The organism is Pseudomonas sp. GM74 (genome assembly GCF_000282455.1).
Classification (GTDB): Bacteria; Pseudomonadota; Gammaproteobacteria; order Pseudomonadales; family Pseudomonadaceae; genus Aquipseudomonas.
Genome location: NZ_AKJG01000161.1, coordinates 39,901 through 61,105 on the forward strand (window position 1 = coordinate 39,901; position 21,205 = coordinate 61,105).

Annotated in this window: 30 protein-coding genes; 3 read left to right on the forward strand and 27 right to left on the reverse strand. The window is 57.3% G+C overall.

What is annotated here, in order from left to right; genetic code table 11:
* Positions 1-167 precede the first annotated feature (167 nt).
* On the reverse strand, positions 168-1,160 hold the full coding sequence (locus PMI34_RS01790) for a GlxA family transcriptional regulator (protein WP_008053861.1): 993 nt from the start codon (positions 1,158-1,160) through the stop codon (positions 168-170).
* 101 nt (positions 1,161-1,261) lie between these two features.
* Here PMI34_RS01790 and PMI34_RS01785 point away from each other — a divergent pair, with 101 nt between their 5' ends.
* Positions 1,262-1,822 carry a cysteine hydrolase family protein gene (locus PMI34_RS01785; protein WP_008053862.1) on the forward strand — a complete coding sequence of 187 codons (561 nt, stop codon included), beginning with the start codon at positions 1,262-1,264 and terminating at the stop codon, positions 1,820-1,822.
* Between the two features lie 221 nt (positions 1,823-2,043).
* Complete coding sequence (locus PMI34_RS01780; RefSeq protein WP_008053863.1) at positions 2,044-2,544, forward strand: YkgB family protein; 501 nt, start codon at positions 2,044-2,046, stop codon at positions 2,542-2,544.
* A gap of 30 nt (positions 2,545-2,574) precedes the next feature.
* On the opposite strand, the gene PMI34_RS01775 is transcribed toward PMI34_RS01780, so the two are convergent.
* The 3 genes from PMI34_RS01775 to PMI34_RS01765 form a co-directional block, all read right to left on the reverse strand.
* Positions 2,575-3,447 (reverse strand): AraC family transcriptional regulator, encoded by an 873-nt coding sequence (locus tag PMI34_RS01775; protein WP_008053864.1) that lies wholly within the window; start codon positions 3,445-3,447, stop codon positions 2,575-2,577.
* 163 nt (positions 3,448-3,610) lie between these two features.
* Positions 3,611-4,129 carry a single-stranded DNA-binding protein gene (locus PMI34_RS01770; RefSeq protein ID WP_007984430.1) on the reverse strand — a complete coding sequence of 173 codons (519 nt, stop codon included), beginning with the start codon at positions 4,127-4,129 and terminating at the stop codon, positions 3,611-3,613.
* A 9-nt stretch (positions 4,130-4,138) separates the two neighbouring features.
* Positions 4,139-5,536 carry an MFS transporter gene (locus PMI34_RS01765; RefSeq protein WP_008053865.1) on the reverse strand — a complete coding sequence of 466 codons (1,398 nt, stop codon included), beginning with the start codon at positions 5,534-5,536 and terminating at the stop codon, positions 4,139-4,141.
* A gap of 191 nt (positions 5,537-5,727) precedes the next feature.
* Here PMI34_RS01765 and uvrA point away from each other — a divergent pair, with 191 nt between their 5' ends.
* Positions 5,728-8,562 carry an excinuclease ABC subunit UvrA gene (uvrA, locus tag PMI34_RS01760; protein ID WP_008053866.1) on the forward strand — a complete coding sequence of 945 codons (2,835 nt, stop codon included), beginning with the start codon at positions 5,728-5,730 and terminating at the stop codon, positions 8,560-8,562.
* Between the two features lie 64 nt (positions 8,563-8,626).
* Here uvrA and bfr read toward each other — a convergent pair whose 3' ends face one another.
* From bfr to rpsC, 23 genes are all read right to left on the reverse strand, one after another.
* Complete coding sequence (gene bfr, locus PMI34_RS01755) at positions 8,627-9,091, reverse strand: bacterioferritin (protein ID WP_008053867.1); 465 nt, start codon at positions 9,089-9,091, stop codon at positions 8,627-8,629.
* Between the two features lie 148 nt (positions 9,092-9,239).
* The gene (locus PMI34_RS01750) at positions 9,240-10,694 is read right to left on the reverse strand and encodes a catalase (RefSeq protein WP_008053868.1); all 1,455 of its coding nucleotides are present in this window, start codon (positions 10,692-10,694) and stop codon (positions 9,240-9,242) included.
* A gap of 238 nt (positions 10,695-10,932) precedes the next feature.
* Positions 10,933-11,319 (reverse strand): 50S ribosomal protein L17, encoded by a 387-nt coding sequence (gene rplQ, locus PMI34_RS01745; RefSeq protein WP_007970429.1) that lies wholly within the window; start codon positions 11,317-11,319, stop codon positions 10,933-10,935.
* A 42-nt stretch (positions 11,320-11,361) separates the two neighbouring features.
* On the reverse strand, positions 11,362-12,363 hold the full coding sequence (locus PMI34_RS01740) for a DNA-directed RNA polymerase subunit alpha (RefSeq protein ID WP_007970428.1): 1,002 nt from the start codon (positions 12,361-12,363) through the stop codon (positions 11,362-11,364).
* 22 nt (positions 12,364-12,385) lie between these two features.
* Positions 12,386-13,006, reverse strand: a complete 621-nt coding sequence (gene rpsD, locus PMI34_RS01735; RefSeq protein WP_003176404.1) for a 30S ribosomal protein S4 — start codon at positions 13,004-13,006, stop codon at positions 12,386-12,388.
* A gap of 18 nt (positions 13,007-13,024) precedes the next feature.
* Positions 13,025-13,414: a 30S ribosomal protein S11 gene (gene rpsK / locus PMI34_RS01730; protein WP_002555466.1), complete on the reverse strand. Its 390-nt coding sequence runs from the start codon at positions 13,412-13,414 to the stop codon at positions 13,025-13,027.
* A 30-nt stretch (positions 13,415-13,444) separates the two neighbouring features.
* Positions 13,445-13,801, reverse strand: coding sequence for a 30S ribosomal protein S13 (gene rpsM, locus PMI34_RS0127590; protein ID WP_009045849.1), 357 nt, complete (start codon positions 13,799-13,801; stop codon positions 13,445-13,447).
* A 130-nt stretch (positions 13,802-13,931) separates the two neighbouring features.
* On the reverse strand, positions 13,932-14,048 hold the full coding sequence (gene rpmJ, locus PMI34_RS28630) for a 50S ribosomal protein L36 (RefSeq protein ID WP_002555468.1): 117 nt from the start codon (positions 14,046-14,048) through the stop codon (positions 13,932-13,934).
* A gap of 24 nt (positions 14,049-14,072) precedes the next feature.
* Positions 14,073-15,401: a preprotein translocase subunit SecY gene (gene secY, locus PMI34_RS01725; RefSeq protein ID WP_003228718.1), complete on the reverse strand. Its 1,329-nt coding sequence runs from the start codon at positions 15,399-15,401 to the stop codon at positions 14,073-14,075.
* Positions 15,402-15,839 carry a 50S ribosomal protein L15 gene (rplO, locus tag PMI34_RS01720; RefSeq protein WP_003228720.1) on the reverse strand — a complete coding sequence of 146 codons (438 nt, stop codon included), beginning with the start codon at positions 15,837-15,839 and terminating at the stop codon, positions 15,402-15,404.
* A gap of 3 nt (positions 15,840-15,842) precedes the next feature.
* Entirely contained in the window at positions 15,843-16,019 is a 177-nt protein-coding gene (gene rpmD / locus PMI34_RS01715; protein ID WP_003176408.1) for a 50S ribosomal protein L30, read from the reverse strand.
* 2 nt (positions 16,020-16,021) lie between these two features.
* Complete coding sequence (gene rpsE / locus PMI34_RS01710; protein WP_003186035.1) at positions 16,022-16,522, reverse strand: 30S ribosomal protein S5; 501 nt, start codon at positions 16,520-16,522, stop codon at positions 16,022-16,024.
* Positions 16,523-16,525: 3 nt separating this feature from the next.
* Positions 16,526-16,876: a 50S ribosomal protein L18 gene (gene rplR / locus PMI34_RS01705; protein ID WP_003186037.1), complete on the reverse strand. Its 351-nt coding sequence runs from the start codon at positions 16,874-16,876 to the stop codon at positions 16,526-16,528.
* Between the two features lie 10 nt (positions 16,877-16,886).
* Positions 16,887-17,420, reverse strand: coding sequence for a 50S ribosomal protein L6 (gene rplF / locus PMI34_RS01700; RefSeq protein ID WP_003176412.1), 534 nt, complete (start codon positions 17,418-17,420; stop codon positions 16,887-16,889).
* A gap of 12 nt (positions 17,421-17,432) precedes the next feature.
* Entirely contained in the window at positions 17,433-17,825 is a 393-nt protein-coding gene (gene rpsH / locus PMI34_RS01695; protein ID WP_003186040.1) for a 30S ribosomal protein S8, read from the reverse strand.
* Between the two features lie 209 nt (positions 17,826-18,034).
* Entirely contained in the window at positions 18,035-18,340 is a 306-nt protein-coding gene (gene rpsN, locus PMI34_RS01690) for a 30S ribosomal protein S14 (protein WP_003176414.1), read from the reverse strand.
* 13 nt (positions 18,341-18,353) lie between these two features.
* On the reverse strand, positions 18,354-18,893 hold the full coding sequence (rplE, locus tag PMI34_RS01685; RefSeq protein WP_003210069.1) for a 50S ribosomal protein L5: 540 nt from the start codon (positions 18,891-18,893) through the stop codon (positions 18,354-18,356).
* Between the two features lie 20 nt (positions 18,894-18,913).
* Positions 18,914-19,228 carry a 50S ribosomal protein L24 gene (gene rplX / locus PMI34_RS01680; RefSeq protein WP_003186046.1) on the reverse strand — a complete coding sequence of 105 codons (315 nt, stop codon included), beginning with the start codon at positions 19,226-19,228 and terminating at the stop codon, positions 18,914-18,916.
* Positions 19,229-19,239: 11 nt separating this feature from the next.
* Entirely contained in the window at positions 19,240-19,608 is a 369-nt protein-coding gene (gene rplN, locus PMI34_RS01675; protein ID WP_002555479.1) for a 50S ribosomal protein L14, read from the reverse strand.
* Positions 19,609-19,631: 23 nt separating this feature from the next.
* Positions 19,632-19,898 (reverse strand): 30S ribosomal protein S17, encoded by a 267-nt coding sequence (gene rpsQ, locus PMI34_RS01670; protein ID WP_003176419.1) that lies wholly within the window; start codon positions 19,896-19,898, stop codon positions 19,632-19,634.
* A 2-nt stretch (positions 19,899-19,900) separates the two neighbouring features.
* Entirely contained in the window at positions 19,901-20,092 is a 192-nt protein-coding gene (gene rpmC, locus PMI34_RS01665; RefSeq protein WP_002555481.1) for a 50S ribosomal protein L29, read from the reverse strand.
* A complete protein-coding gene (rplP, locus tag PMI34_RS01660; RefSeq protein ID WP_003228729.1) occupies positions 20,092-20,505 on the reverse strand; it encodes a 50S ribosomal protein L16 in 414 nt (137 codons plus the stop codon). The genes rpmC and rplP overlap by 1 nt, the downstream gene beginning before the upstream one ends.
* A 12-nt stretch (positions 20,506-20,517) precedes the next feature.
* Positions 20,518-21,204, reverse strand: coding sequence for a 30S ribosomal protein S3 (gene rpsC / locus PMI34_RS01655; protein WP_007970424.1), 687 nt, complete (start codon positions 21,202-21,204; stop codon positions 20,518-20,520).
* Position 21,205 lies beyond the last annotated feature (1 nt).

The following is a 21,205-nucleotide window of genomic DNA, read 5'->3' on the forward strand; positions in this document are numbered from 1 at the left end:
GCACGACGCCCTTTGATACTCCGGCATTTTGCACGACTCCAGCCCACACACCCGACCTTGTGGGAGCGAGCTTGCTCGCGATAGCGGTGTTCCAGACACATCAATGTTGAATGTCATGCCCTCATCGCGAGCAAGCTCGCTCCCACAGGGGATCGGGGGTGATGCGACTACCGTGCAACCGATCCAGGGCTCACCCCGAACCGCATCCGATAATCACTCGGCGCCAGCCCGGTGATTTTCTTGAACGTCGCGCGAAACGCCCCGGGGTCCTGATAACCCACGGTCCAGGCGATGTGGTCAATGGTGCCGTTGGTGAATTCGAGCATTTCCCGGGCCTTGCCGACTCGCAGATGCTGGCAGTATTCGGTGGGTTTGAGCCCGGTTGCGGCGCGGAAGCGGCGCAGGAAGGTGCGTTCTTCCAGCCCTGCCTTTTCGGCCATTGCCGCCAGCGACACATCGGTCGCCCCGGTGCTTTGCAGCCAGTGCTGCACCTTGAGGATCGCCGCATCGCCGTGGCTGAGGATCGGCGCAAAATTGCTGCCGCACTCACTGGCGCTGTCGCTGTGTTCCACCACCAGAAAACGTGCGGTATGGGTGGCGATGCTCGGCCCCAGCAGCCGGTTGACCAGGCGCAGACCCAGTTCCGACCAGGCCATCAGTCCGGCGGTGGTAATCAGGTCGCCGTCATCGACAATCGGCGTATCGGCCTTGAGCCGGATCGCCGGATAACGTTCGGCGAAGGCTTTGGCCGAGGTCCAGTGAGTCGTGGCGCTGCGACCGTCGAGCAGACCACTTTCGGCCAACAGGATAGAACCCACGCAAACCCCGCCCAGTGTCGCACCGCTGGCATGTTGCTCATGCAACCAGCGGATCAATCCCTGTGACGCCTGGCCCTCGGAAAAACCGGCAATCGAAGGCGGAATCAACACGGCCACCAGGGCGCGCTCCGGGCCAGGATGGCTGTCGAACACCCGATCCGGTGGCCGATCGCCTTCGACCTGCCAATGGCTGACCCGCAACAGCGGCAACTGCGCAGACTGATGCTCGGCGGCGATCCGGTTGGCCACCCCGAACAAATCCGTCAAGCCATGCACCGCCGCCATCTGCGCGCCGGGATAGATCAGCACACCGAGTTCGGCGATTGCCCTTTCTGCGTCCATTGTCAGTTTTCCCCCTTCTATTGTCGGTGCGGCCAATCCCCGGATCGTCTGCCAGGGCCAATACTTGATTCCACACCAACACACACTTCGAGGAAACAGTCATGGCCAAGCAAGCGCTCATCGTAGTCGATATCCAGAACGACTACTTCCCCCAAGGCAAGTGGCCGCTGGTCGGTGCCGACGCCGCCGCAGACAACGCCGTCCGCCTGATCAAGGCCTTCCGCGACGCAGGGGATTCGGTGGTGCATATCCGCCATGAATTCACCTCCGAAGAGGCGCCGTTTTTCACCCCGAACTCCGAAGGCGCCAAGCTGCATCCCAAGGTCCTCAACCGCGCCGACGAACCGGTGGTACTCAAGCATTTCGTCAACTCGTTCCGTGAAACCGAACTGAAATCGATCCTCGACGAACAAGGCATCAGGGAACTGGTGGTCGTGGGCAGCATGAGCCACATGTGCGTGGACGGCATCACCCGTGCGGCGGCGGATTTTGGCTATACAGTCACCGTGATCCACGACGCCTGCGCCACCCGTGACCTGGAGTTCAATGGCGTGACAGTTCCGGCGGTGCAGGTTCATGCGGCGTTCATGGCGGCCCTGGCGTTTGCGTATGCCAGCGTGGTGTCGACCAACGAGTTCCTGATAGGAAGCCAGAAGGTGTAAACCTCATTCAGGACGAGACAGCAAAAATGAAAAAGCCCATGGCCTCACATGCCATGGGCTTTTTATTGCCAGTGAGTCTGGACGATCTGCATCGAACGCAATACCGCCAGAACCCTGGAAAGTCATGCCAAAGCCAACAATCACTCCACTCCCTACGCATACGCCGGGGATGTTGCTTTCACCCATGCCACTCTCTGGATAACTCACTGGAAGCCTGAACAATGAACAGCATGAATATCAGCACTGACAGCCTGTCGAAAAAAACATCCCTCGGACTCACCACCATGGCGATCGGGACCTATGGCATTTACTTTGCCCTCGCCGTTATCTACTTCTGGTTCGGCGGTATGAAATTTACTCACTATGAAGCAGAGGGACTGGTGCCTCTGGTGAGCAACAGCCCTTTCCTGGGTTGGGTCTATGACCTTATCAGTGTCGATCTGTTTTCCAGTTTGCTCGGTGTCCTGGAGATTTCCATCGGTGTACTGATTGCAGGCCGCCTGCTGTCACCAAAGCTTTCCTTGATCGGAGGCGCCTTGTCTGCCGGGTTATTTTTCACCACCTTGAGCTTTATGTTCTCGACGCCCGGAGTGATTGAGCCAGGCCTTGGTTTCCCGGCCATTACGGTCGCGCCAGGCCAGTTCCTGCTCAAGGACATCGGCTTGCTTGCCGCCTCCCTGTTCGTGGCGGGCCATTCGCTGACCAGACTGGAAACTCCTTGAGCTGACAACCTCATCCGCCGATGGCCTGAATCAGCTCAATGCATTCAGGTCATCGTCATCCTCAGCCAGTACGCCGCCCTCAGCCACCAGGGACTTCATCCAGTCCCGTGGACTGCAGCCGGTCTTGCGGCGAAACGCACGGGCAAGCGCCGACGGACTTTCATAGCCCACCTCATCGGCGATCAGCGTAATCGGCCGCCCCTCCCGCAGGCGCTTCTGCGCCAGGCTGATCCGCCAGCTCAAAAGATAATCCAACGGTGTTTGCCCCAGAACCGCGCGAAAATGCACCGCATAAGCGGCGCGGGACATGTTCGATTCATTCGCCAACTCGGCCACTGACCAGGCCCGCTGAGGTTGGTTGTGCATCTGAATCAACGAGCGCGACAGCCGCACGTCGGCCAACCCGGCCATCATTCCAGTGCTCAACTGCTGGTGGTCGAGCAAATGCCGGAGCAGCAGGATGATCAACAGTTCGAACAAACGATCAAGCACCGCCTCCCTGCCACAATGCCCGGCGCCAGCTTCACCGAACAGCCATCTCAGGGTGTCGGCCAGCAACGGCAGCTCATCCAGAGGTAATACCAGAAGATCGGGGAGCGAAGCAGATATCGGATTACTCGCGCCGCCATCGAACAGCATCGACGCGCATAACAGCTGAGCACCTTCAGTGTCACTGGCGATGAGCTGATGTCGGTTGGGGCGCGGCAGGAAAATCAGGCTGGGGCGAGCGAGCAACAACTCACTCCTCCCCAGGCCTTTCAACGTGACGGAGCCGGCCTGCAACAGGTGAATATGACCGCGCTGGTCGGCGCCATCGTAGGACGCCACGCCGCAAAGCTTGCCGCTGTAAAACAGGTGCGCGCGCACTCCGAACTGTGACAACAACGTAGACAGGCGATCCATAGGGCAACTCTGCACAGGGTCTGGACCCATAGCAGAGTATCACTGCGCGCTGACGGCTGGACGGTCCTCGATCCCGGCGAGGAATGCCTTGGTAAAAATGCAAAAAAGCCCGGCATCCATAAGGAGGCCGGGCTTTTTCAGGTTCTATTCTTCGGTGAAAGAATCAGAACGGGATATCGTCATCAAAGCTGTCGAAATCCGGAGCCGGTTGAGGAGCCGCCTGCTGTGGAGCAGGGCGCGACTGCTGCGGCGCCGACTGCTGTGGACGCGGAGCCTGCTGGCGCGGAGCGGATTGCTGGTAGTTGTTACCGCCACCCTGGCCCTGCTGGTCGCCCTGTGGACGGCCGCCGAGCAGTTGCATGGTGCCTTGCATGTCGACCACGATTTCGGTGGTGTAACGCTTGATACCGTCTTTTTCCCACTCGCGGGTCTGCAGCTTGCCTTCGATGTAGACCTGCGAACCTTTACGCAGGTATTCGCCGGCGATTTCCGCAACCTTGCCGAACATCGACACACGGTGCCATTCGGTCTTTTCGACTTTCTGACCGGTTTGCTTGTCGGTCCACTGTTCGCTGGTCGCCAGACTCAGGTTGGTCACGGCGTTACCGTTAGGCAAGTAGCGAACTTCGGGATCCTGGCCGCAAGTGCCGACCAATATGACTTTGTTAACCCCACGGGCCATAACGTTCTCCTAGGCTACGCACGCTGCCCCGGCCGGGTTGTTCACCAGGCGCTCAAGGGTGGTGCGATCCAATAGTTCGGTGTCCAGTTTGATGTAAATCGCCGCCTCTTCCGCGACGATGACTGCATCTGTTACCCCTACGACCGCCATCAGGCGCTCGACCAGACCCGCTTCGCGGATCGCCTCTGGCGACAACGGCAAGCGCAGGCTCGTGACGTAGGGAGGTTCGCGCATGGTAACAGCAAAGGCCAGCCAGAGGGCAGCCAGACCGGCGCATCCGAGGAACACAACCGACAGACCGCCATGCTGGAACAGCCAGCCACCGAGGATTCCCCCCAGTGCCGAGCCCAGGAACTGGCTGGTGGAGTAAACCCCCATCGCCGTGCCCTTGCCGCCGGCCGGTGAAACCTTGCTGATCAGCGATGGCAACGAAGCTTCCAGCAGATTGAACGCGGTGAAGAACACCACCGTACCGATCACCAGAGCCCGCAAGCTATCGCCGAACTGCCAGAAGAATAGCTCAGTGAGCATCAGCGTCACGACGGCGCCGAGTAAAACTCGTTTCATTTTGCGTTTCCTCTCGCCGTAGATAATGAACGGGATCATGGCGAAGAAAGAAATCAGCAACGCGGTCAGGTACACCCACCAGTGCTGCTCTTTGGGCAGCCCGGCTTTCTCGACCAGCGCCAGCGGCAAGGCGACGAAGCTGGACATCAACATCGCGTGCAACACAAAAATGCCCAGGTCCAGGCGCAGCAGGTCCGGATGCTTGAGGGTCGGAATCAACGCCTGGCGCGCGACTCCGGACTCACGGTGCTGCAACGGGCCGGTGGAGCGCGGCACCATGAACATCACGATCACGATGCCGAACAGCGCCATGCCGCCGGTAGCAAGGAACAGTCCGGACAACCCGAAGGCGCGGGTCAGCAGCGGGCCGACCACCATGGCCACCGCAAACGACAGGCCGATGGTCATGCCGATCATGGCCATGGCCTTGGTCCGGTGTTGCTCGCGGGTCAGGTCGGACAGCAAGGCCATGACCGCCGCGGAAATCGCTCCGGCGCCCTGCAGGATCCGCCCGGCGATCACGCCCCAGATCGAGTCGGCATTGGCTGCCAGCAGACTGCCGAGGGCAAAGACGACCAGGCCCAGGTAAATCACCGGGCGGCGACCGATGCGGTCGGAAATGAAACCGAAAGGAATCTGGAACACTGCCTGGGTCAGGCCATAAGCGCCAATCGCCAGACCGATCAGGGCCGGCGTGGCTCCGGCCAGATCCATCCCATAGGTCGCCAGTACCGGCAACACCATGAACATGCCAAGCATACGGAAGGCGAACACCAGGGCCAGACCGCTTGCCGCCCGGGTCTCGCTGCCACTCATGTGCTCGCTGTGGGGATCGTGCATGGAAAAACCTCATGTGAACCGGCGGCGATTCTACCAGTCCCATCGATTGGCAGGGTATATCGCGACGCTTTGACGCGCATTGCTGACACACTCTTCATGTAAGACAGTAGCCCACTCGTTCGATAGTGTGCATCCATCCAGTATTTGGCCGTATACTCCTACGTTTTCGACGCCCGCCGAGCGAGGCCACCTTGGACAAGATCCTGATTCGTGGGGCTCGAACCCACAACCTGAAGAACATCGACCTGACCCTGCCGCGGGACAAGCTGATCGTCATCACCGGCCTGTCCGGCTCCGGCAAGTCGTCCCTGGCTTTCGATACCCTGTACGCCGAAGGTCAGCGCCGCTACGTCGAATCGCTGTCGGCCTACGCCCGGCAGTTCCTGTCGATGATGGAAAAGCCCGACGTCGACACCATCGAAGGCCTGTCGCCGGCGATCTCCATCGAGCAGAAGTCGACCTCGCACAACCCGCGCTCGACGGTCGGCACCATCACCGAAATCTACGACTACCTGCGCCTGCTCTATGCACGCGTGGGTATCCCGCGCTGCCCGGACCACGACATCCCGCTGGAAGCGCAGACCGTCAGCCAGATGGTCGACCTAGTCCTCGCCGAACCGGAGGGCAGCAAGCTGATGCTGCTGGCGCCGGTCATCCGCGAGCGCAAAGGCGAGCACCTGTCGGTTTTCGAAGAGCTGCGCGCCCAGGGTTTTGTCCGTGCCCGAATCAACGGCAAGCTCTATGAGCTGGACGAAGCCCCCAAACTCGACAAGCAGAAAAAACACACCATCGATGTCGTGGTCGACCGCTTCAAGGTCCGCGCCGATCTGCAACAGCGCCTGGCCGAGTCCTTCGAGACCGCGCTGAAACTGGCGGACGGCATCGCCCTGGTGGCGCCGATGGACGACGAGCCGGGTGAAGAGATGATCTTCTCCGCACGCTTCGCCTGCCCGATCTGCGGCCACGCCATCAGCGAACTTGAGCCAAAGCTGTTCTCCTTCAACAACCCGGCCGGCGCTTGCCCGACCTGCGATGGCTTGGGGGTGAAGCAGTTCTTCGACATCAAGCGCCTGGTCAATGGTGAACTGACCCTGGCCGAAGGGGCGATTCGTGGCTGGGACCGGCGTAACGTCTATTACTTCCAGATGCTCGGCTCGCTGGCCTCGCACTACAAGTTCAGTCTGGAAGTACCGTTCAACGAACTGCCCGCCGATCAGCAGAAATTCATCCTGCACGGCAGCGGCTCGCAAAACGTCGACTTCAAATACCTGAACGACCGTGGCGATATCGTCAAACGTTCTCACCCGTTCGAAGGCATCGTGCCGAACCTGGAGCGTCGCTATCGCGAAACCGAATCGGCATCGGTGCGCGAAGAACTGGCCAAGTTCCTCAGCACCCAGTCGTGCCCGGATTGCCGTGGCACCCGTCTGCGACGTGAGGCGCGGCATGTGTGGGTCGGCGAGAAAACCCTGCCGGCGGTGACCAACCTGCCGATCGGAGATGCATCCGATTATTTTGGTGGGCTCAAGCTCACCGGCCGGCGTGGCGAAATTGCCGACAAGATCCTCAAGGAAATCCGCGAGCGCCTGCAGTTCCTGGTCAACGTCGGCCTCGACTACCTGTCGCTGGATCGCAGCGCGGACACCCTGTCCGGTGGCGAGGCCCAGCGTATTCGCCTGGCCAGCCAGATTGGCGCCGGCCTGGTGGGCGTCCTCTACATCCTCGACGAACCCTCCATCGGCCTGCATCAGCGCGATAACGACCGGCTGCTGGGCACCCTCAAGCACCTGCGCGATATCGGCAACACGGTGATCGTGGTCGAGCACGACGAAGACGCGATCCGTCTGGCCGACTACGTGGTGGACATCGGCCCGGGCGCTGGCGTACACGGCGGGCATATCGTTGCCGAAGGCACACCGGCCGAGGTCATGGCGCATCCGGACTCGCTGACGGGCAAATACCTGTCGGGCCGGGTGAAGATCGAAGTCCCGGCCAAGCGTACGCCGCGCAACAAGAAGCTGACGCTGTCGCTCAAGGGCGCGCGCGGCAACAACCTGCGTAATGTCGACCTGGAGATTCCGATCGGCCTGCTGACCTGTGTGACCGGCGTGTCCGGCTCCGGCAAGTCGACGCTGATCAACAACACGCTGTTCCCTTTGAGCGCTACAGCGCTGAATGGCGCCACTACCCTTGAAGCGGCCGTACACGACAGCATCAAGGGCCTGGAACACCTGGACAAGGTCGTCGACATCGACCAGAGCCCGATCGGCCGTACACCGCGCTCCAACCCGGCGACCTACACCGGATTGTTCACGCCGATTCGCGAGCTGTTCGCCGGCGTACCGGAATCCCGCTCCCGGGGCTACGGGCCGGGGCGCTTCTCCTTCAACGTCAAGGGCGGCCGCTGCGAGGCCTGCCAAGGCGACGGCCTGATCAAGGTCGAGATGCACTTCCTGCCGGACATCTACGTGCCCTGCGACGTGTGCAAGAGCAAGCGTTACAACCGCGAGACCCTGGAGATCAAGTACAAGGGCAAGAGCATCCACGAAACCCTCGAGATGACCATCGAGGAAGCACGGGAGTTCTTCGATGCCGTACCGGCCCTGGCGCGCAAGCTGCAAACGTTGATGGACGTCGGCCTGTCGTACATCAAGCTGGGGCAATCGGCGACCACGCTGTCCGGCGGTGAAGCCCAGCGGGTGAAACTGTCCCGCGAGCTGTCCAAGCGTGATACCGGCAAGACCCTGTACATCCTCGACGAACCCACCACCGGGCTGCACTTCGCGGATATCCAGCAACTGCTCGACGTGTTGCACCGCCTGCGCGACCACGGCAACACAGTAGTAGTGATCGAACACAATCTGGACGTGATCAAGACCGCTGACTGGCTGGTGGACCTGGGTCCGGAGGGTGGTTCCAAGGGCGGGCAGATCATTGCCGTCGGCACACCGGAAGAGGTGTCAGAGATGAAGCAATCCCATACCGGTTACTACCTCAAGCCGCTGCTGGAACGTGACAGGGCTTAACCGGGCTCCATGAAAAAGCCCCTGTCACTTCATCAGTGACAGGGGCTTTTTTGTATTCGCGGAATCAGGTGTGGGATTGCAAGTAGTTCTCAAGCCCGATCAACTTGATCAGACCCAACTGCTTCTCGAGCCAGTAGGTGTGATCCTCTTCGGTGTCATGCAATTGAACCCGCAGCATTTCGCGGCTGACATAGTCCTTGTGCTGTTCGCAGAGCTTGATGCCTTTGCACAGCGCAGCCCGCACCTTGTATTCCAGGCGCAAGTCCGCTTCGAGCATCTCGGTCACCGTGGTGCCGACATCGAGATCGTCCGGACGCATGCGCGGCGTGCCTTCAAGCATCAGAATCCGGCGCATCAGGGCATCAGCGTGCCCTGCTTCTTCTTCCATTTCGTGGTTGATTCGTTCGTAGAGCTTGGTGAAACCCCAGTCCTCATACATCCGCGAGTGGACGAAATATTGATCACGCGCGGCCAGTTCGCCGGTCAGCAACGTGTTGAGGTAATCGATCACATCTGGGTGGCCTTGCATCGCCCTACATCTCCCTGCTTGAAAGTTGTAGTTTGAACCAACATGTCCTTATCGTCACTCGCAAGACGCAATAAAAGCGAAGATATTCTGAGAAAACCAGCTGAAATAACGCAAAAACCGCCCAAACAAGGGCGGTTCTGCTTCTCATTTAGACTTCGTTAAGCTGTACGTTGAGCAGCTTTGCGATTGCTTCTCCATACGCCGGGTCAGCCTTGTAGAAATGCTGCAGCTGGCGATCAACCACATCACTCGACACACCCGCCATCGCACCGGCGATGTTGCCGACCAGCAATGATTTCTGCTCATCAGTCATCAAGCGGAACAACGCGCCGGCGTGACTGTAGTAATCAGTGTCTTCACGGTGGTCGTAACGATCGGCGGCACCACTGAGGGTCAATGCCGGCTCTGCGTAACGAGGCGCCTGCTTCGGCGACTCGACATAGCTGTTCGGCTCATAGTTCGGCGTCGCACCGCCATTGCTGCCAAAGGCCATCGAACCATCGCGCTGGTAAGTGTTGACCGGACTGCGCGCAGCGTTGACTGGCAACTGCTGGTGATTGGTGCCGACACGGTAGCGATGAGCGTCCGCGTAGGCGAAGACCCGACCTTGCAGCATACGATCCGGCGACAGACCAACGCCTGGAACCATATTGCTGGGACCGAACGCCGCCTGCTCGACTTCCGCGAAGTAGTTCTGCGGATTGCGATTGAGCTCAAGCTCTCCGACCTCAATCAGTGGAAACTCTTTCTGCGACCAGGTTTTGGTGACATCAAACGGGTTCTCGTAGTGCCCCGCCGCCTGAGTCTCGCTCATGATCTGAATGCACACGCGCCATTTCGGGAAATCACCCTGCTCGATGGCATTGAACAAGTCGCGCTGGGCGTAATCCGGATCAGTACCCGCAAGGCGCGCAGCCTCGGCAGGAGCAAGGTTCTTGATCCCCTGTCTGGTCTTGTAGTGCCACTTCACCCAGTGACGCTCACCTTGAGCGTTGATAAGGCTGTAAGTGTGGCTGCCAAAGCCATGCATGTGCCGGTATCCATCAGGGATACCCCGGTCGGAGAACAGGATGGTGACCTGGTGCAGCGCCTCGGGCGAATGCGACCAGAAGTCCCACATCGCCTGGGCACTCTTCAGGTTGCTTTGCGGCAAACGCTTCTGGGTGTGGATAAAGTCAGGAAACTTGAGCGGATCGCGAATGAAGAACACGGGGGTGTTGTTGCCGACGATGTCCCAGTTGCCTTCCTCGGTGTAGAACTTCAAGGCAAAGCCCCGCGGATCACGCTCGGTATCGGCCGAACCACGCTCACCGCCCACGGTGGAAAACCGCAGGAAAGTCGGGGTTTGCTTGCCGACTGCCTCAAACAGCTTCGCGCTGGTGTATTGAGTGATATCGCGTGTCACGGTGAACGTACCGTAGGCACCCGAGCCTTTGGCGTGTACACGGCGCTCAGGGATGTTTTCACGGTTGAAGTGGGCAAGCTTCTCGATCAGGTGAAAGTCGTCGAGCAGCAGCGGGCCACGAGGGCCGGCGGAACGGGAATTCTGGTTATCGGCAACAGGAGCGCCACTGGCGGTGGTAAGCGTTTTGTTTTGGCTCATGCGATCTTCCTTCCTCTGTCGGTCTTGAACTGCCGGCTATCGGCTGAGAGGGAGTATTGATCATCAATATGACAGCTACAAATTCATTAACTTGTAGACATCGATAGAAAAAAACTAATGAACACCCCCCATCACATAATGCCGATGTGGACGAAGGAGACGCTTGTACGGAGGGCGCGTTTCTTACAGGCACAAAAAACCGGGCACTAGGCCCGGTTCTTTGTTTCAGACTGACGTCTTACTCGGCAGATACAGCTTCGCCAGCAGTAGCACGATCAACCAACTCGACGTACGCCATAGGCGCGTTGTCGCCAGCGCGGAAACCGCACTTGAGGATGCGCAGGTAGCCACCCTCACGGGTAGCGTAACGCTTGCCCAGGTCGTTGAAGAGCTTACCAACGATAGCTTTCGAACGAGTACGGTCGAAAGCCAGACGGCGGTTAGCAACGCTATCTGTCTTGGCCAAAGTGATCAGCGGCTCGGCAACGCGGCGCAGTTCTTTAGCTTTTGGCAGAGTAGTTTTGATCAGCTCGTGCTCGAACAGCGACACCGCCATGTTTTGGAACATGGCCTTGCGGTGCGAGCTGGTGCGGCTCAGGTGACGACCACTTTTACGATGACGCATGGTTCATTCCTTACCAAACACTACGTTCGGTGATTACGACGATCAGGCAGTCGCCTTGTCGTCCTTCTTAAGACTTGCAGGCGGCCAGTTGTCGAGGCGCATGCCGAGGGACAGACCGCGGGAGGCCAGAACGTCCTTGATTTCAGTCAAGGATTTCTTGCCCAGGTTCGGAGTCTTCAACAGCTCTACTTCGGTACGCTGAATCAGGTCGCCGATGTAGTAGATGTTTTCCGCCTTAAGGCAGTTAGCCGAACGTACAGTCAGTTCCAGATCGTCAACCGGGCGAAGCAGGATCGGATCGATCTCGTCTTCCTGCTCGACAACCACTGGCTCACTGTCACCCTTGAGGTCGACGAACGCAGCCAACTGCTGTTGCAGGATGGTTGCAGCGCGGCGAATTGCCTCTTCAGGATCCAGAGTACCGTTGGTTTCCAGATCAATAACCAGCTTGTCCAGGTTAGTACGCTGCTCGACACGGGCGTTTTCCACCACGTATGCGATACGGCGAACCGGGCTGAACGAAGAGTCAAGCTGCAAGCGACCGATGCTGCGGCTTTCGTCTTCATCGCTCTGACGCGAATCTGCCGGTTCATAACCACGACCACGAGCTACTACGAGCTTCATGTTCAGGGCGCCGTTAGACGCCAGGTTAGCGATTACGTGATCGGGATTAACGATCTCGACATCATGATCCAGCTGAATATCGGCAGCGGTAACCACCCCCGAACCCTTCTTCGACAAGGTCAGCGTAACTTCGTCACGACCGTGCAGCTTGATAGCCAGACCTTTAAGGTTCAACAGGATTTCAATTACGTCTTCCTGTACACCTTCGATGGCGCTGTACTCGTGGAGCACACCGTCAATCTCGGCCTCGACTACTGCACAGCCGGGCATTGAGGACAACAGGATGCGGCGCAGCGCGTTGCCCAGGGTATGGCCGAAACCACGCTCGAGAGGCTCGAGAGTGATCTTGGCGCGGGTTGGACTGACAACCTGCACATCAATGTGGCGGGGTGTCAGGAACTCATTTACCGAAATCTGCATGGATGCACCTATTTTCTAGCCCTTACTTGGAGTAGAGCTCGACAATCAGGCTTTCGTTGATGTCGGCGGACAGATCACTGCGAGCTGGAACGTTCTTGAAAACGCCCGACTTCTTCTCAGTGTCTACTTCTACCCATTCTACGCGGCCACGTTGGGCACACAGATCGAGAGCTTGGACAATGCGAAGTTGATTTTTTGCTTTCTCGCGAACAGCAACCACGTCACCAGCACGAACCTGGTAGGACGGAACGTTAACGGTCTGACCGTTTACGCTGATCGACTTGTGCGATACCAGCTGACGGGATTCGGCACGAGTCGAACCAAAGCCCATACGGTATACAACGTTGTCCAGACGGCATTCGAGCAGTTGCAGCAGGTTTTCACCGGTTGCACCTTTCTTGCCAGCAGCTTCTTTGTAGTAGCCGCTGAACTGACGCTCGAGAACGCCGTAGATACGACGGACCTTCTGCTTTTCACGCAGTTGGGTGCCGTAGTCGGACTGGCGACCGCGGCGTTGGCCGTGGATACCAGGTGCTGCTTCAATGTTGCACTTCGATTCGATCGCGCGCACGCCGCTCTTCAGGAAGAGATCGGTGCCTTCGCGACGAGCGAGTTTGCATTTTGGACCAATGTAACGAGCCATTCTTTACAATCTCCTGGATTACACGCGGCGCTTCTTCGGCGGACGGCACCCGTTGTGCGGGATTGGCGTCACGTCGGTGATGCTGGCGATCTTGTAGCCACAGCCGTTCAAAGCGCGGACTGCGGATTCACGACCTGGACCTGGACCTTTGACGTTGACGTCGAGGTTTTTCAGGCCGTATTCCAGCGCAGCTTGACCAGCACGTTCAGCAGCTACTTGAGCAGCAAACGGGGTGGACTTGCGGGAACCGCGGAAACCCGAACCACCGGAGGTAGCCCAGGAAAGAGCGTTACCTTGACGGTCGGTGATGGTCACGATGGTGTTGTTAAAAGATGCATGGATGTGGGCGATGCCATCAACCACTGTCTTTTTAACTTTTTTACGAGGACGAGCAGCAGGTTTTGCCATGATTAAATTCCTGTCGATTCGCTGGGGCGATTACTTGCGGATCGGCTTACGCGGACCTTTACGGGTACGCGCGTTGGTCTTGGTACGCTGACCGCGTACTGGAAGACCGCGACGATGACGCAGACCGCGATAGCAACCGAGGTCCATCAAGCGCTTGATTTTCATGTTGATTTCGCGACGCAGGTCACCTTCAGTGGTGAACTTCGCCACTTCGCCACGCAGCTGTTCAATCTGCTCGTCGCTCAGATCTTTGATCTTTGCTGCTGGGTTTACCCCAGTCTCTGCACAAATTTTCTGTGCAGTAGTGCGACCAACACCATAGATGTAGGTCAGCGAGATAACAGTATGCTTGTTATCTGGAATGTTAACGCCTGCAATACGGGCCATTCAGTGGGACTCCAATTGACAGCTACCTACGCCCCGGAAGCCAAGAAATAGGGCGCGAGATAATATCGCTGTAATAACAAATAATCAACCCGGTAGCGCACTAGCTACCGGGCTTGAAGCACAATCACACTCAGCCTTGGCGCTGTTTGTGACGCGGTTCCGCGCTGCAAATTACTCGAACAACACCTTCGCGGCGAATAATCTTGCAGTTACGGCACAGCTTTTTCACCGATGCACGAACTTTCATCACCAACTCCTCGAACCTTATGGGTCAGCGCAGCATGCCGCTGCCGTAACCCTTCAGGTTGGCTTTCTTCATCAGGGATTCGTACTGGTGCGAAACGAGGTGCGATTGTACTTGGGACATGAAGTCCATCACAACCACGACGACGATCAGCAACGAGGTCCCGCCAAGGTAGAACGGTACGTTGGCTGCAACCACCAGGAACTGGGGCAACAGGCAGACGGCCGTCATGTAAAGAGCACCGAACATGGTCAAGCGAGTCAGAACGCCATCAATGTAGCGCGCAGACTGCTCACCTGGACGGATGCCCGGAATAAAGGCACCGGACTTCTTCAGGTTTTCCGCTACGTCTTTCGGATTGAACATCAACGCCGTATAGAAGAAGCAGAAGAAAATAATCCCTGCACTAAACAGCAGAATATTCAACGGCTGACCAGGAGCGATCGACTGCGAGATGTCCTGCAACCAGCCCATACCTTCAGACTGACCGAACCAGGCACCCAACGAAGCCGGGAACAGCAAAATGCTGCTCGCGAAAATAGCCGGAATAACACCGGCCATGTTCACCTTCAGCGGCAAGTGGCTGGTCTGCGCAGCGAAGACCTTGCGGCCCTGCTGACGCTTGGCGTAGTGAACAGCAATACGACGCTGACCACGCTCAATGAACACCACGAAACCGATAATCGCTACTGCCAGCAAACCGATGGCAACCAGGGCGAAGATGTTGATATCACCCTGACGTGCAGACTCGAAAGACTGCCCGATCGCTCTCGGAAGACCGGCGACGATACCCGAAAAAATCAACATCGAGATACCGTTGCCAACACCACGCTCAGTAATCTGCTCACCCAGCCACATCATGAACATCGCACCAGCCACAAACGTGGATACCGCGACGAAATGGAAGCCAAAGTCACCAGTGAACGCAACGCCCTGCCCTGCCAGACCAATGGACATGCCAATGGCCTGGACGAGAGCGAGGACGACAGTGCCGTAGCGGGTGTACTGGCTGATCTTGCGACGGCCAGCTTCACCTTCCTTCTTCAACTGCTCCAGCTGCGGGCTGACGGCGGTCATCAGCTGCATGATGATCGATGCCGAGATGTACGGCATGATCCCCAGTGCAAAGATGCTCATCCGTTCCAGCGCGCCGCCGGAAAACATGTTGAACAAGCTAAGAATGGTCCCCTCATTCTGTCGAAACAGGTCCGCGAGTCGGTCCGGGTTGATACCTGGAACCGGGATGTGTGCGCCTATTCGGTAGACGATAATCGCCAGGAACAGAAAACGCAGACGAGCCCAGAGTTCAGACATACCGCCTTTGCCGAGCGCAGAGAGAGCACCTTGCTTAGCCATTTATTCCTCGAACTTGCCGCCAGCTGCTTCGATAGCCGCACGCGCACCTTTGGTGGCGCCGATTCCCTTGCCGATAGTGACAGCGCGAGTCACTTCACCGGACAGCATGATTTTCACACGCTGTACGTTGACGTTGATCACGTTGGCATCTTTCAGGGACTGCACGGTGACGATGTCGCCTTCCACTTTAGCCAGCTCGGACAGACGCACTTCTGCGCGGTCCATGGCCTTCAGGGAAACGAAACCGAACTTCGGCAGGCGACGATGCAGCGGCTGTTGACCGCCTTCAAAGCCTGGAGCAATGGTGCCACCGGAGCGGGAGGTCTGACCTTTGTGACCACGGCCACCAGTCTTACCCAAACCGCTACCGATACCACGGCCCGGACGATGCTTTTCGCGACGGGAACCCGGCGCTGGACTCAGATCATTGAGTTTCATCGATTAACCCTCGACACGCAGCATGTAGTAAGCCTTGTTGATCATCCCGCGATTCTCGGGAGTATCCTGGACTTCTACAGTGTGACCGATGCGACGCAGACCCAGACCCTTAACGCACAGTTTGTGGTTAGGGATGCGGCCGGTCATGCTTTTGATCAGCGTTACTTTTACGGTAGCCATGATCAGAAGATCTCCTTGACGCTTTTGCCACGCTTGGCAGCAATGGATTCAGGAGACTGCATTGCTTTCAAACCCTTGAAAGTGGCGTGAACCACGTTTACCGGGTTAGTCGAGCCGTAGCACTTGGCCAGAACGTTCTGAACGCCAGCAACTTCGAGGACAGCACGCATAGCGCCGCCAGCGATGATACCGGTACCTTCAGAAGCAGGCTGCATGTACACCTTCGAAGCGCCGTGAGCGGACTTCATTGCGTACTGCAGAGTGGTGCCGTTCAGATCAACCTGGATCATGTTGCGGCGAGCAGCTTCCATTGCCTTCTGGATCGCAGCAGGCACTTCACGCGACTTGCCACGGCCGAAGCCAACACGGCCCTTACCATCACCAACCACGGTCAACGCGGTGAAAGTGAAGATACGGCCGCCTTTAACGGTTTTGGCTACGCGGTTAACTTGAACCAGCTTCTCGATGTAGCCTTCGTCGCGCTTTTGGTCGTTATTTGACATAACTTAGAACTCCAGCCCAGCTTCACGAGCAGCATCAGCCAGCGCCTTGACGCGGCCGTGGTACTTGAAGCCAGAGCGGTCGAAAGCCACCTGCGAGACGCCAGCGGCTTTAGCACGCGTAGCGACCAGCTGGCCAACCTTAGTGGCCGCGTCGATGTTGCCGGTGGCACCATCACGCAGTTCTTTATCCAAAGTCGAGGCGCTTGCCAGGACTTTGTTGCCGTCGGCCGAAATGACCTGGGCGTAGATGTGCTGCGAAGAGCGGAACACGCAGAGACGCACGACTTCGAGTTCGTGCATTTTCAGGCGTGCTTTGCGAGCGCGACGCAGTCGAGTAACTTTTTTGTCGGTCATTTGCTATGCCCTACTTCTTCTTGGCTTCTTTACGACGGACGACTTCGTCCGCGTAGCGCACACCTTTGCCTTTGTACGGCTCTGGTGGACGGAAGTCGCGGATCTCGGCGGCCACTTGACCTACCAGCTGCTTGTCGATGCCCTTGATCAGGATATCGGTCTGGCTAGGAGTCTCAGCGGTGATGCCTTCCGGCAGTTCGTAATCCACTGGGTGCGAGAAGCCAAGAGCCAGGTTCAGCACTGTGCCTTTTGCTTGCGCTTTGTAACCAACACCGACCAGCTGGAGCTTGCGCTCGAAGCCTTGGCTTACGCCTTGGACCATGTTGTTTACCAACGCACGAGTGGTACCAGCCATCGCGCGAGTCTGTTGATCGCCATTGCGAGCAGCGAAACGCAGCTCACCGGCTTCTTCAACGATCTCAACGGACGAGTGGATGTTCAGTTCGAGAGTGCCCTTGGCACCCTTCACCGAAAGCTGTTGGCCTGCGAATTTTACTTCGACACCGGCTGGCAGCTTAACGGGGTTCTTAGCGACGCGAGACATGCTTATCCCCCCTTAGAACACAGTGCAAAGAACTTCGCCGCCGACACCGGCAGCGCGCGCAGCACGATCAGTCATCACACCCTTGTTGGTGGAGACGATAGACACACCGAGACCGCCACGAACTTTTGGCAGATCATCGACGGACTTGTACTGACGCAGGCCTGGACGGCTAACGCGCTTCACTTCTTCGATAACCGGACGGCCTTCGAAGTACTTCAGCTCGATGGACAGCAGTGGTTTGATTTCGCTGCTGATCTGATAACCCGCAATGTAACCTTCGTCCTTCAGGACTTTGGCAACAGCTACCTTCAACGTGGAAGATGGCATGCTTACGACGGACTTTTCAGCCATCTGGGCATTACGGATACGAGTTAGCATGTCCGCTAACGGGTCCTGCATACTCATGGGCTAGACGCTCCTAATACAAAAAAATTAGCCTTGCGGCTATTACGTGTCGCCGAGAATCTCCGAGCATGAAAAACACGGGCTCAGGCGAGCCGGGTATTCTAGACACACCCCAGAAATGAATCAAGCCCCAAAAGGGGCTTGATCCAGATTCAAGGCCACCGGTGGTCAGGATCTTGCGATCCTGGACACCGAGACTTTGACAGTACTTACCAGCTGGCTTTAACCAGACCCGGTACGTCACCACGCATGGCAGCTTCACGCAGCTTGTTACGGCCGAGGCCGAACTTGCGGTAAACGCCGTGTGGACGACCGGTCAGGCGGCAGCGGTTACGCATGCGCGAAGCGCTTGCGTCACGTGGCTGCTTCTGCAGGGCTACTGTAGCTTCCCAACGCGCTTCTGGACTTGCGTTCAGATCAACGATGATAGCTTTCAGTGCTGCACGCTTCTTGGCGTACTTGGCAACCGTGAGCTGACGCTTCAGCTCGCGGTTTTTCATGCTCATCTTGGCCATGGTCCTACTCCAATCAGTTGCGGAACGGGAATTTGAACGCACGCAGCAGAGCGCGGCCTTCATCATCGTTCTTGGCAGTGGTGGTCAGGGTGATGTCCAGACCGCGGAGAGCATCGATCTTGTCGTAGTCGATTTCCGGGAAGATGATCTGCTCTTTCACGCCCATGCTGTAGTTGCCACGACCATCGAAGGACTTGGCATTCAGGCCGCGGAAGTCGCGAACCCGAGGCAGGGAGATCGACAGCAGACGATCCAGGAACTCGTACATACGCTCACGGCGCAGGGTCACTTTGACGCCGATCGGCCAACCTTCACGGACTTTAAAGCCAGCGATGGATTTGCGAGCGTAGGTCACAACGACTTTCTGGCCGGTGATCTTTTCCAGGTCAGCAACAGCGTGCTCGATGACTTTTTTGTCGCCGATCGCTTCGCCCAGACCCATGTTCAGGGTGATTTTGGTAACGCGCGGAACTTCCATCACGTTCGAAAGCTTAAGTTCTTCCTTAAGTTTCGGAGCGATTTCCTTCCGGTAAATCTCTTTTAGTCGTGCCATGGTCTTCTACCTAGCAGTGTTCAAGCATCAACCGCTTTTTGGGTCGACTTGAAGACACGAATTTTCTTACCGTCTTCTACTTTGAAACCAACGCGGTCAGCCTTGTTGGTTTCGCCGTTGAAGATGGCGACGTTGGAAGCGTGCAGTGGCGCTTCTTTCTCGACGATACCGCCCTGTACGCCCGACATCGGGTTAGGCTTGGTATGACGCTTGACCAGGTTCAGACCACCAACAACCAGACGGTTGTCAGCAAGAACCTTCAGCACCTTACCGCGCTTACCTTTGTCTTTGCCGGCGATCACGATGATCTCGTCGTCACGACGAATCTTTTGCATGTCGGATCTCCTTACAGCACTTCTGGGGCGAGCGAGACGATCTTCATGAACTTCTCAGTACGAAGTTCACGGGTCACTGGCCCAAAGATACGGGTGCCGATCGGCTCTTGCTTGTTGTTCAGAAGAACAGCAGCGTTGCCATCAAAGCGGATAATGGAGCCATCAGCACGACGTACGCCGTGACGAGTGCGGACTACAACAGCAGTCATCACTTGGCCTTTTTTCACTTTACCGCGAGGAATTGCTTCCTTGACGGTAACTTTGATGATGTCACCGATACCAGCGTAACGACGATGGGAGCCACCCAGCACCTTGATGCACATAACGCGGCGAGCGCCGCTGTTATCGGCCACATCGAGCATGGATTGAGTCTGAATCATATAATTTCTCCGACCCCTAGTCCTTAGACTTCCACAGCGCGTTCGAGAACATCAACCAGCGCCCAAGACTTGGTCTTGGCCAAAGGACGAGTTTCACGAATAGTGACTTTGTCGCCGATGTGGCACTGATTGGTTTCGTCGTGCGCGTGCAGCTTAGTCGAACGCTTAACGTATTTACCGTAGATCGGGTGCTTAACGCGACGCTCGATCAGAACGGTGATGGTTTTGTCCATCTTGTCGCTGACAACACGGCCAGTCAGCGTACGGACAGTTTTTTCGGCTTCAGCCATGATTACTTACCTGCCTGCTGGTTGAGCACAGTCTTCACGCGAGCGATGTCACGCTTAACTTGCGAGAGCAGATGAGACTGCCCCAACTGGCCAGTTGCTTTCTGCATACGCAGATTGAACTGGTCGCGCAGCAAGCCGAGCAGTTGCTCGTTCAGCTGCTGTGCGGATTTTTCACGAAGTTCATTCGCTTTCATCACATCACCGTCCGTTTAACAAAGGAGGTGGCGAGCGGCAGCTTTGCAGCAGCCAGGGCGAAAGCCTCACGCGCCAGCTCTTCAGAAACACCCTCGATTTCATACAGGACTTTGCCTGGCTGAATCTGGGCAACCCAGTATTCGACGTTACCCTTACCTTTACCCATCCGAACTTCGAGTGGCTTCTTGGAAATAGGCTTGTCCGGGAATACACGGATCCAGATCTTGCCGCCACGTTTTACGTGACGGGTCAGAGCACGACGCGCTGACTCGATCTGACGAGCGGTGAGACGACCACGAGCAACAGACTTCAGCGCGAACTCGCCGAAGCTGACTTTGCTACCGCGCAATGCCAGGCCACGGTTGTGACCAGTCATTTGCTTGCGGAACTTCGTACGCTTTGGTTGCAACATTTGGCGTACCCCTTACTTAGCAGCTTTTTTACGAGGCGCTGGTGCTTGTGGTTTCAGTTCTTCTTGGCGACCACCAATTACTTCGCCTTTGAAGATCCAAACCTTTACACCGATCACACCGTAAGTGGTGTGAGCTTCGTAGTTGGCATAGTCGATGTCGGCACGCAGGGTGTGCAATGGCACACGACCTTCGCGATACCATTCAGTACGTGCGATTTCAGCACCGCCGAGACGACCGCTCACTTGGATTTTGATGCCTTTGGCACCAATGCGCATGGCGTTCTGTACGGCGCGCTTCATAGCGCGACGGAACATTACGCGACGCTCCAGCTGCTGAGCTACGCTCTGCGCAACCAGCATACCGTCGAGCTCCGGCTTACGGATCTCTTCGATATTGATGTGCACAGGCACACCCATTTGCTTGGTCAGGTCCTGACGCAGTTTCTCAACATCTTCACCTTTCTTCCCGATAACGATACCTGGACGAGCGGTGTGGATGGTGATGCGTGCAGTTTGGGCCGGACGATGGATATCGATACGGCTTACGGACGCGCTTTTTAGTTTGTCTTGGAGGTACTCACGCACATTCAGATCTGCGAGCAAATAGTCCGCATAAGTCCGACCGTCTGCGTACCAGACGGAGGTGTGCTCCTTGACGATTCCCAGGCGAATGCCAATGGGATGTACTTTCTGACCCATC

Bases quoted from the DNA above. Each gene is read 5' to 3' on its own strand.
- PMI34_RS01790 (WP_008053861.1), bottom strand. From the start codon at position 1,160: ATGGACGCAGAAAGGGCAATCGCCGAACTCGGTGTGCTGATCTATCCC.
- PMI34_RS01785 (WP_008053862.1), top strand. From the start codon at position 1,262: ATGGCCAAGCAAGCGCTCATCGTAGTCGATATCCAGAACGACTACTTC.
- PMI34_RS01780 (WP_008053863.1), top strand. From the start codon at position 2,044: ATGAACAGCATGAATATCAGCACTGACAGCCTGTCGAAAAAAACATCC.
- PMI34_RS01775 (WP_008053864.1), bottom strand. From the start codon at position 3,447: ATGGATCGCCTGTCTACGTTGTTGTCACAGTTCGGAGTGCGCGCGCAC.
- PMI34_RS01770 (WP_007984430.1), bottom strand. From the start codon at position 4,129: ATGGCCCGTGGGGTTAACAAAGTCATATTGGTCGGCACTTGCGGCCAG.
- PMI34_RS01765 (WP_008053865.1), bottom strand. From the start codon at position 5,536: ATGCACGATCCCCACAGCGAGCACATGAGTGGCAGCGAGACCCGGGCG.
- bfr (WP_008053867.1), bottom strand. From the start codon at position 9,091: ATGCAAGGCCACCCAGATGTGATCGATTACCTCAACACGTTGCTGACC.
- PMI34_RS01750 (WP_008053868.1), bottom strand. From the start codon at position 10,694: ATGAGCCAAAACAAAACGCTTACCACCGCCAGTGGCGCTCCTGTTGCC.
- rplQ (WP_007970429.1), bottom strand. From the start codon at position 11,319: ATGCGTCATCGTAAAAGTGGTCGTCACCTGAGCCGCACCAGCTCGCAC.
- PMI34_RS01740 (WP_007970428.1), bottom strand. From the start codon at position 12,363: ATGCAGATTTCGGTAAATGAGTTCCTGACACCCCGCCACATTGATGTG.
- rpsD (WP_003176404.1), bottom strand. From the start codon at position 13,006: ATGGCTCGTTACATTGGTCCAAAATGCAAACTCGCTCGTCGCGAAGGC.
- rpsK (WP_002555466.1), bottom strand. From the start codon at position 13,414: ATGGCAAAACCTGCTGCTCGTCCTCGTAAAAAAGTTAAAAAGACAGTG.
- rpsM (WP_009045849.1), bottom strand. From the start codon at position 13,801: ATGGCCCGTATTGCAGGCGTTAACATTCCAGATAACAAGCATACTGTT.
- rpmJ (WP_002555468.1), bottom strand. From the start codon at position 14,048: ATGAAAGTTCGTGCATCGGTGAAAAAGCTGTGCCGTAACTGCAAGATT.
- secY (WP_003228718.1), bottom strand. From the start codon at position 15,401: ATGGCTAAGCAAGGTGCTCTCTCTGCGCTCGGCAAAGGCGGTATGTCT.
- rplO (WP_003228720.1), bottom strand. From the start codon at position 15,839: ATGAAACTCAATGATCTGAGTCCAGCGCCGGGTTCCCGTCGCGAAAAG.
- rpmD (WP_003176408.1), bottom strand. From the start codon at position 16,019: ATGGCTACCGTAAAAGTAACGCTGATCAAAAGCATGACCGGCCGCATC.
- rpsE (WP_003186035.1), bottom strand. From the start codon at position 16,522: ATGTCAAATAACGACCAAAAGCGCGACGAAGGCTACATCGAGAAGCTG.
- rplR (WP_003186037.1), bottom strand. From the start codon at position 16,876: ATGACCGACAAAAAAGTTACTCGACTGCGTCGCGCTCGCAAAGCACGC.
- rplF (WP_003176412.1), bottom strand. From the start codon at position 17,420: ATGTCTCGCGTCGCTAAGAACCCCGTTAAGCTGCCAGCCGGTGTCGAA.
- rpsH (WP_003186040.1), bottom strand. From the start codon at position 17,825: ATGAGTATGCAGGACCCGTTAGCGGACATGCTAACTCGTATCCGTAAT.
- rpsN (WP_003176414.1), bottom strand. From the start codon at position 18,340: ATGGCCAAGATGAGCATGAAAAACCGCGAGCTGAAGCGTCAGCTCACG.
- rplE (WP_003210069.1), bottom strand. From the start codon at position 18,893: ATGGCACGACTAAAAGAGATTTACCGGAAGGAAATCGCTCCGAAACTT.
- rplX (WP_003186046.1), bottom strand. From the start codon at position 19,228: ATGCAAAAGATTCGTCGTGACGACGAGATCATCGTGATCGCCGGCAAA.
- rplN (WP_002555479.1), bottom strand. From the start codon at position 19,608: ATGATTCAGACTCAATCCATGCTCGATGTGGCCGATAACAGCGGCGCT.
- rpsQ (WP_003176419.1), bottom strand. From the start codon at position 19,898: ATGGCTGAAGCCGAAAAAACTGTCCGTACGCTGACTGGCCGTGTTGTC.
- rpmC (WP_002555481.1), bottom strand. From the start codon at position 20,092: ATGAAAGCGAATGAACTTCGTGAAAAATCCGCACAGCAGCTGAACGAG.
- rplP (WP_003228729.1), bottom strand. From the start codon at position 20,505: ATGTTGCAACCAAAGCGTACGAAGTTCCGCAAGCAAATGACTGGTCAC.
- rpsC (WP_007970424.1), bottom strand. From the start codon at position 21,204: ATGGGTCAGAAAGTACATCCCATTGGCATTCGCCTGGGAATCGTCAAG.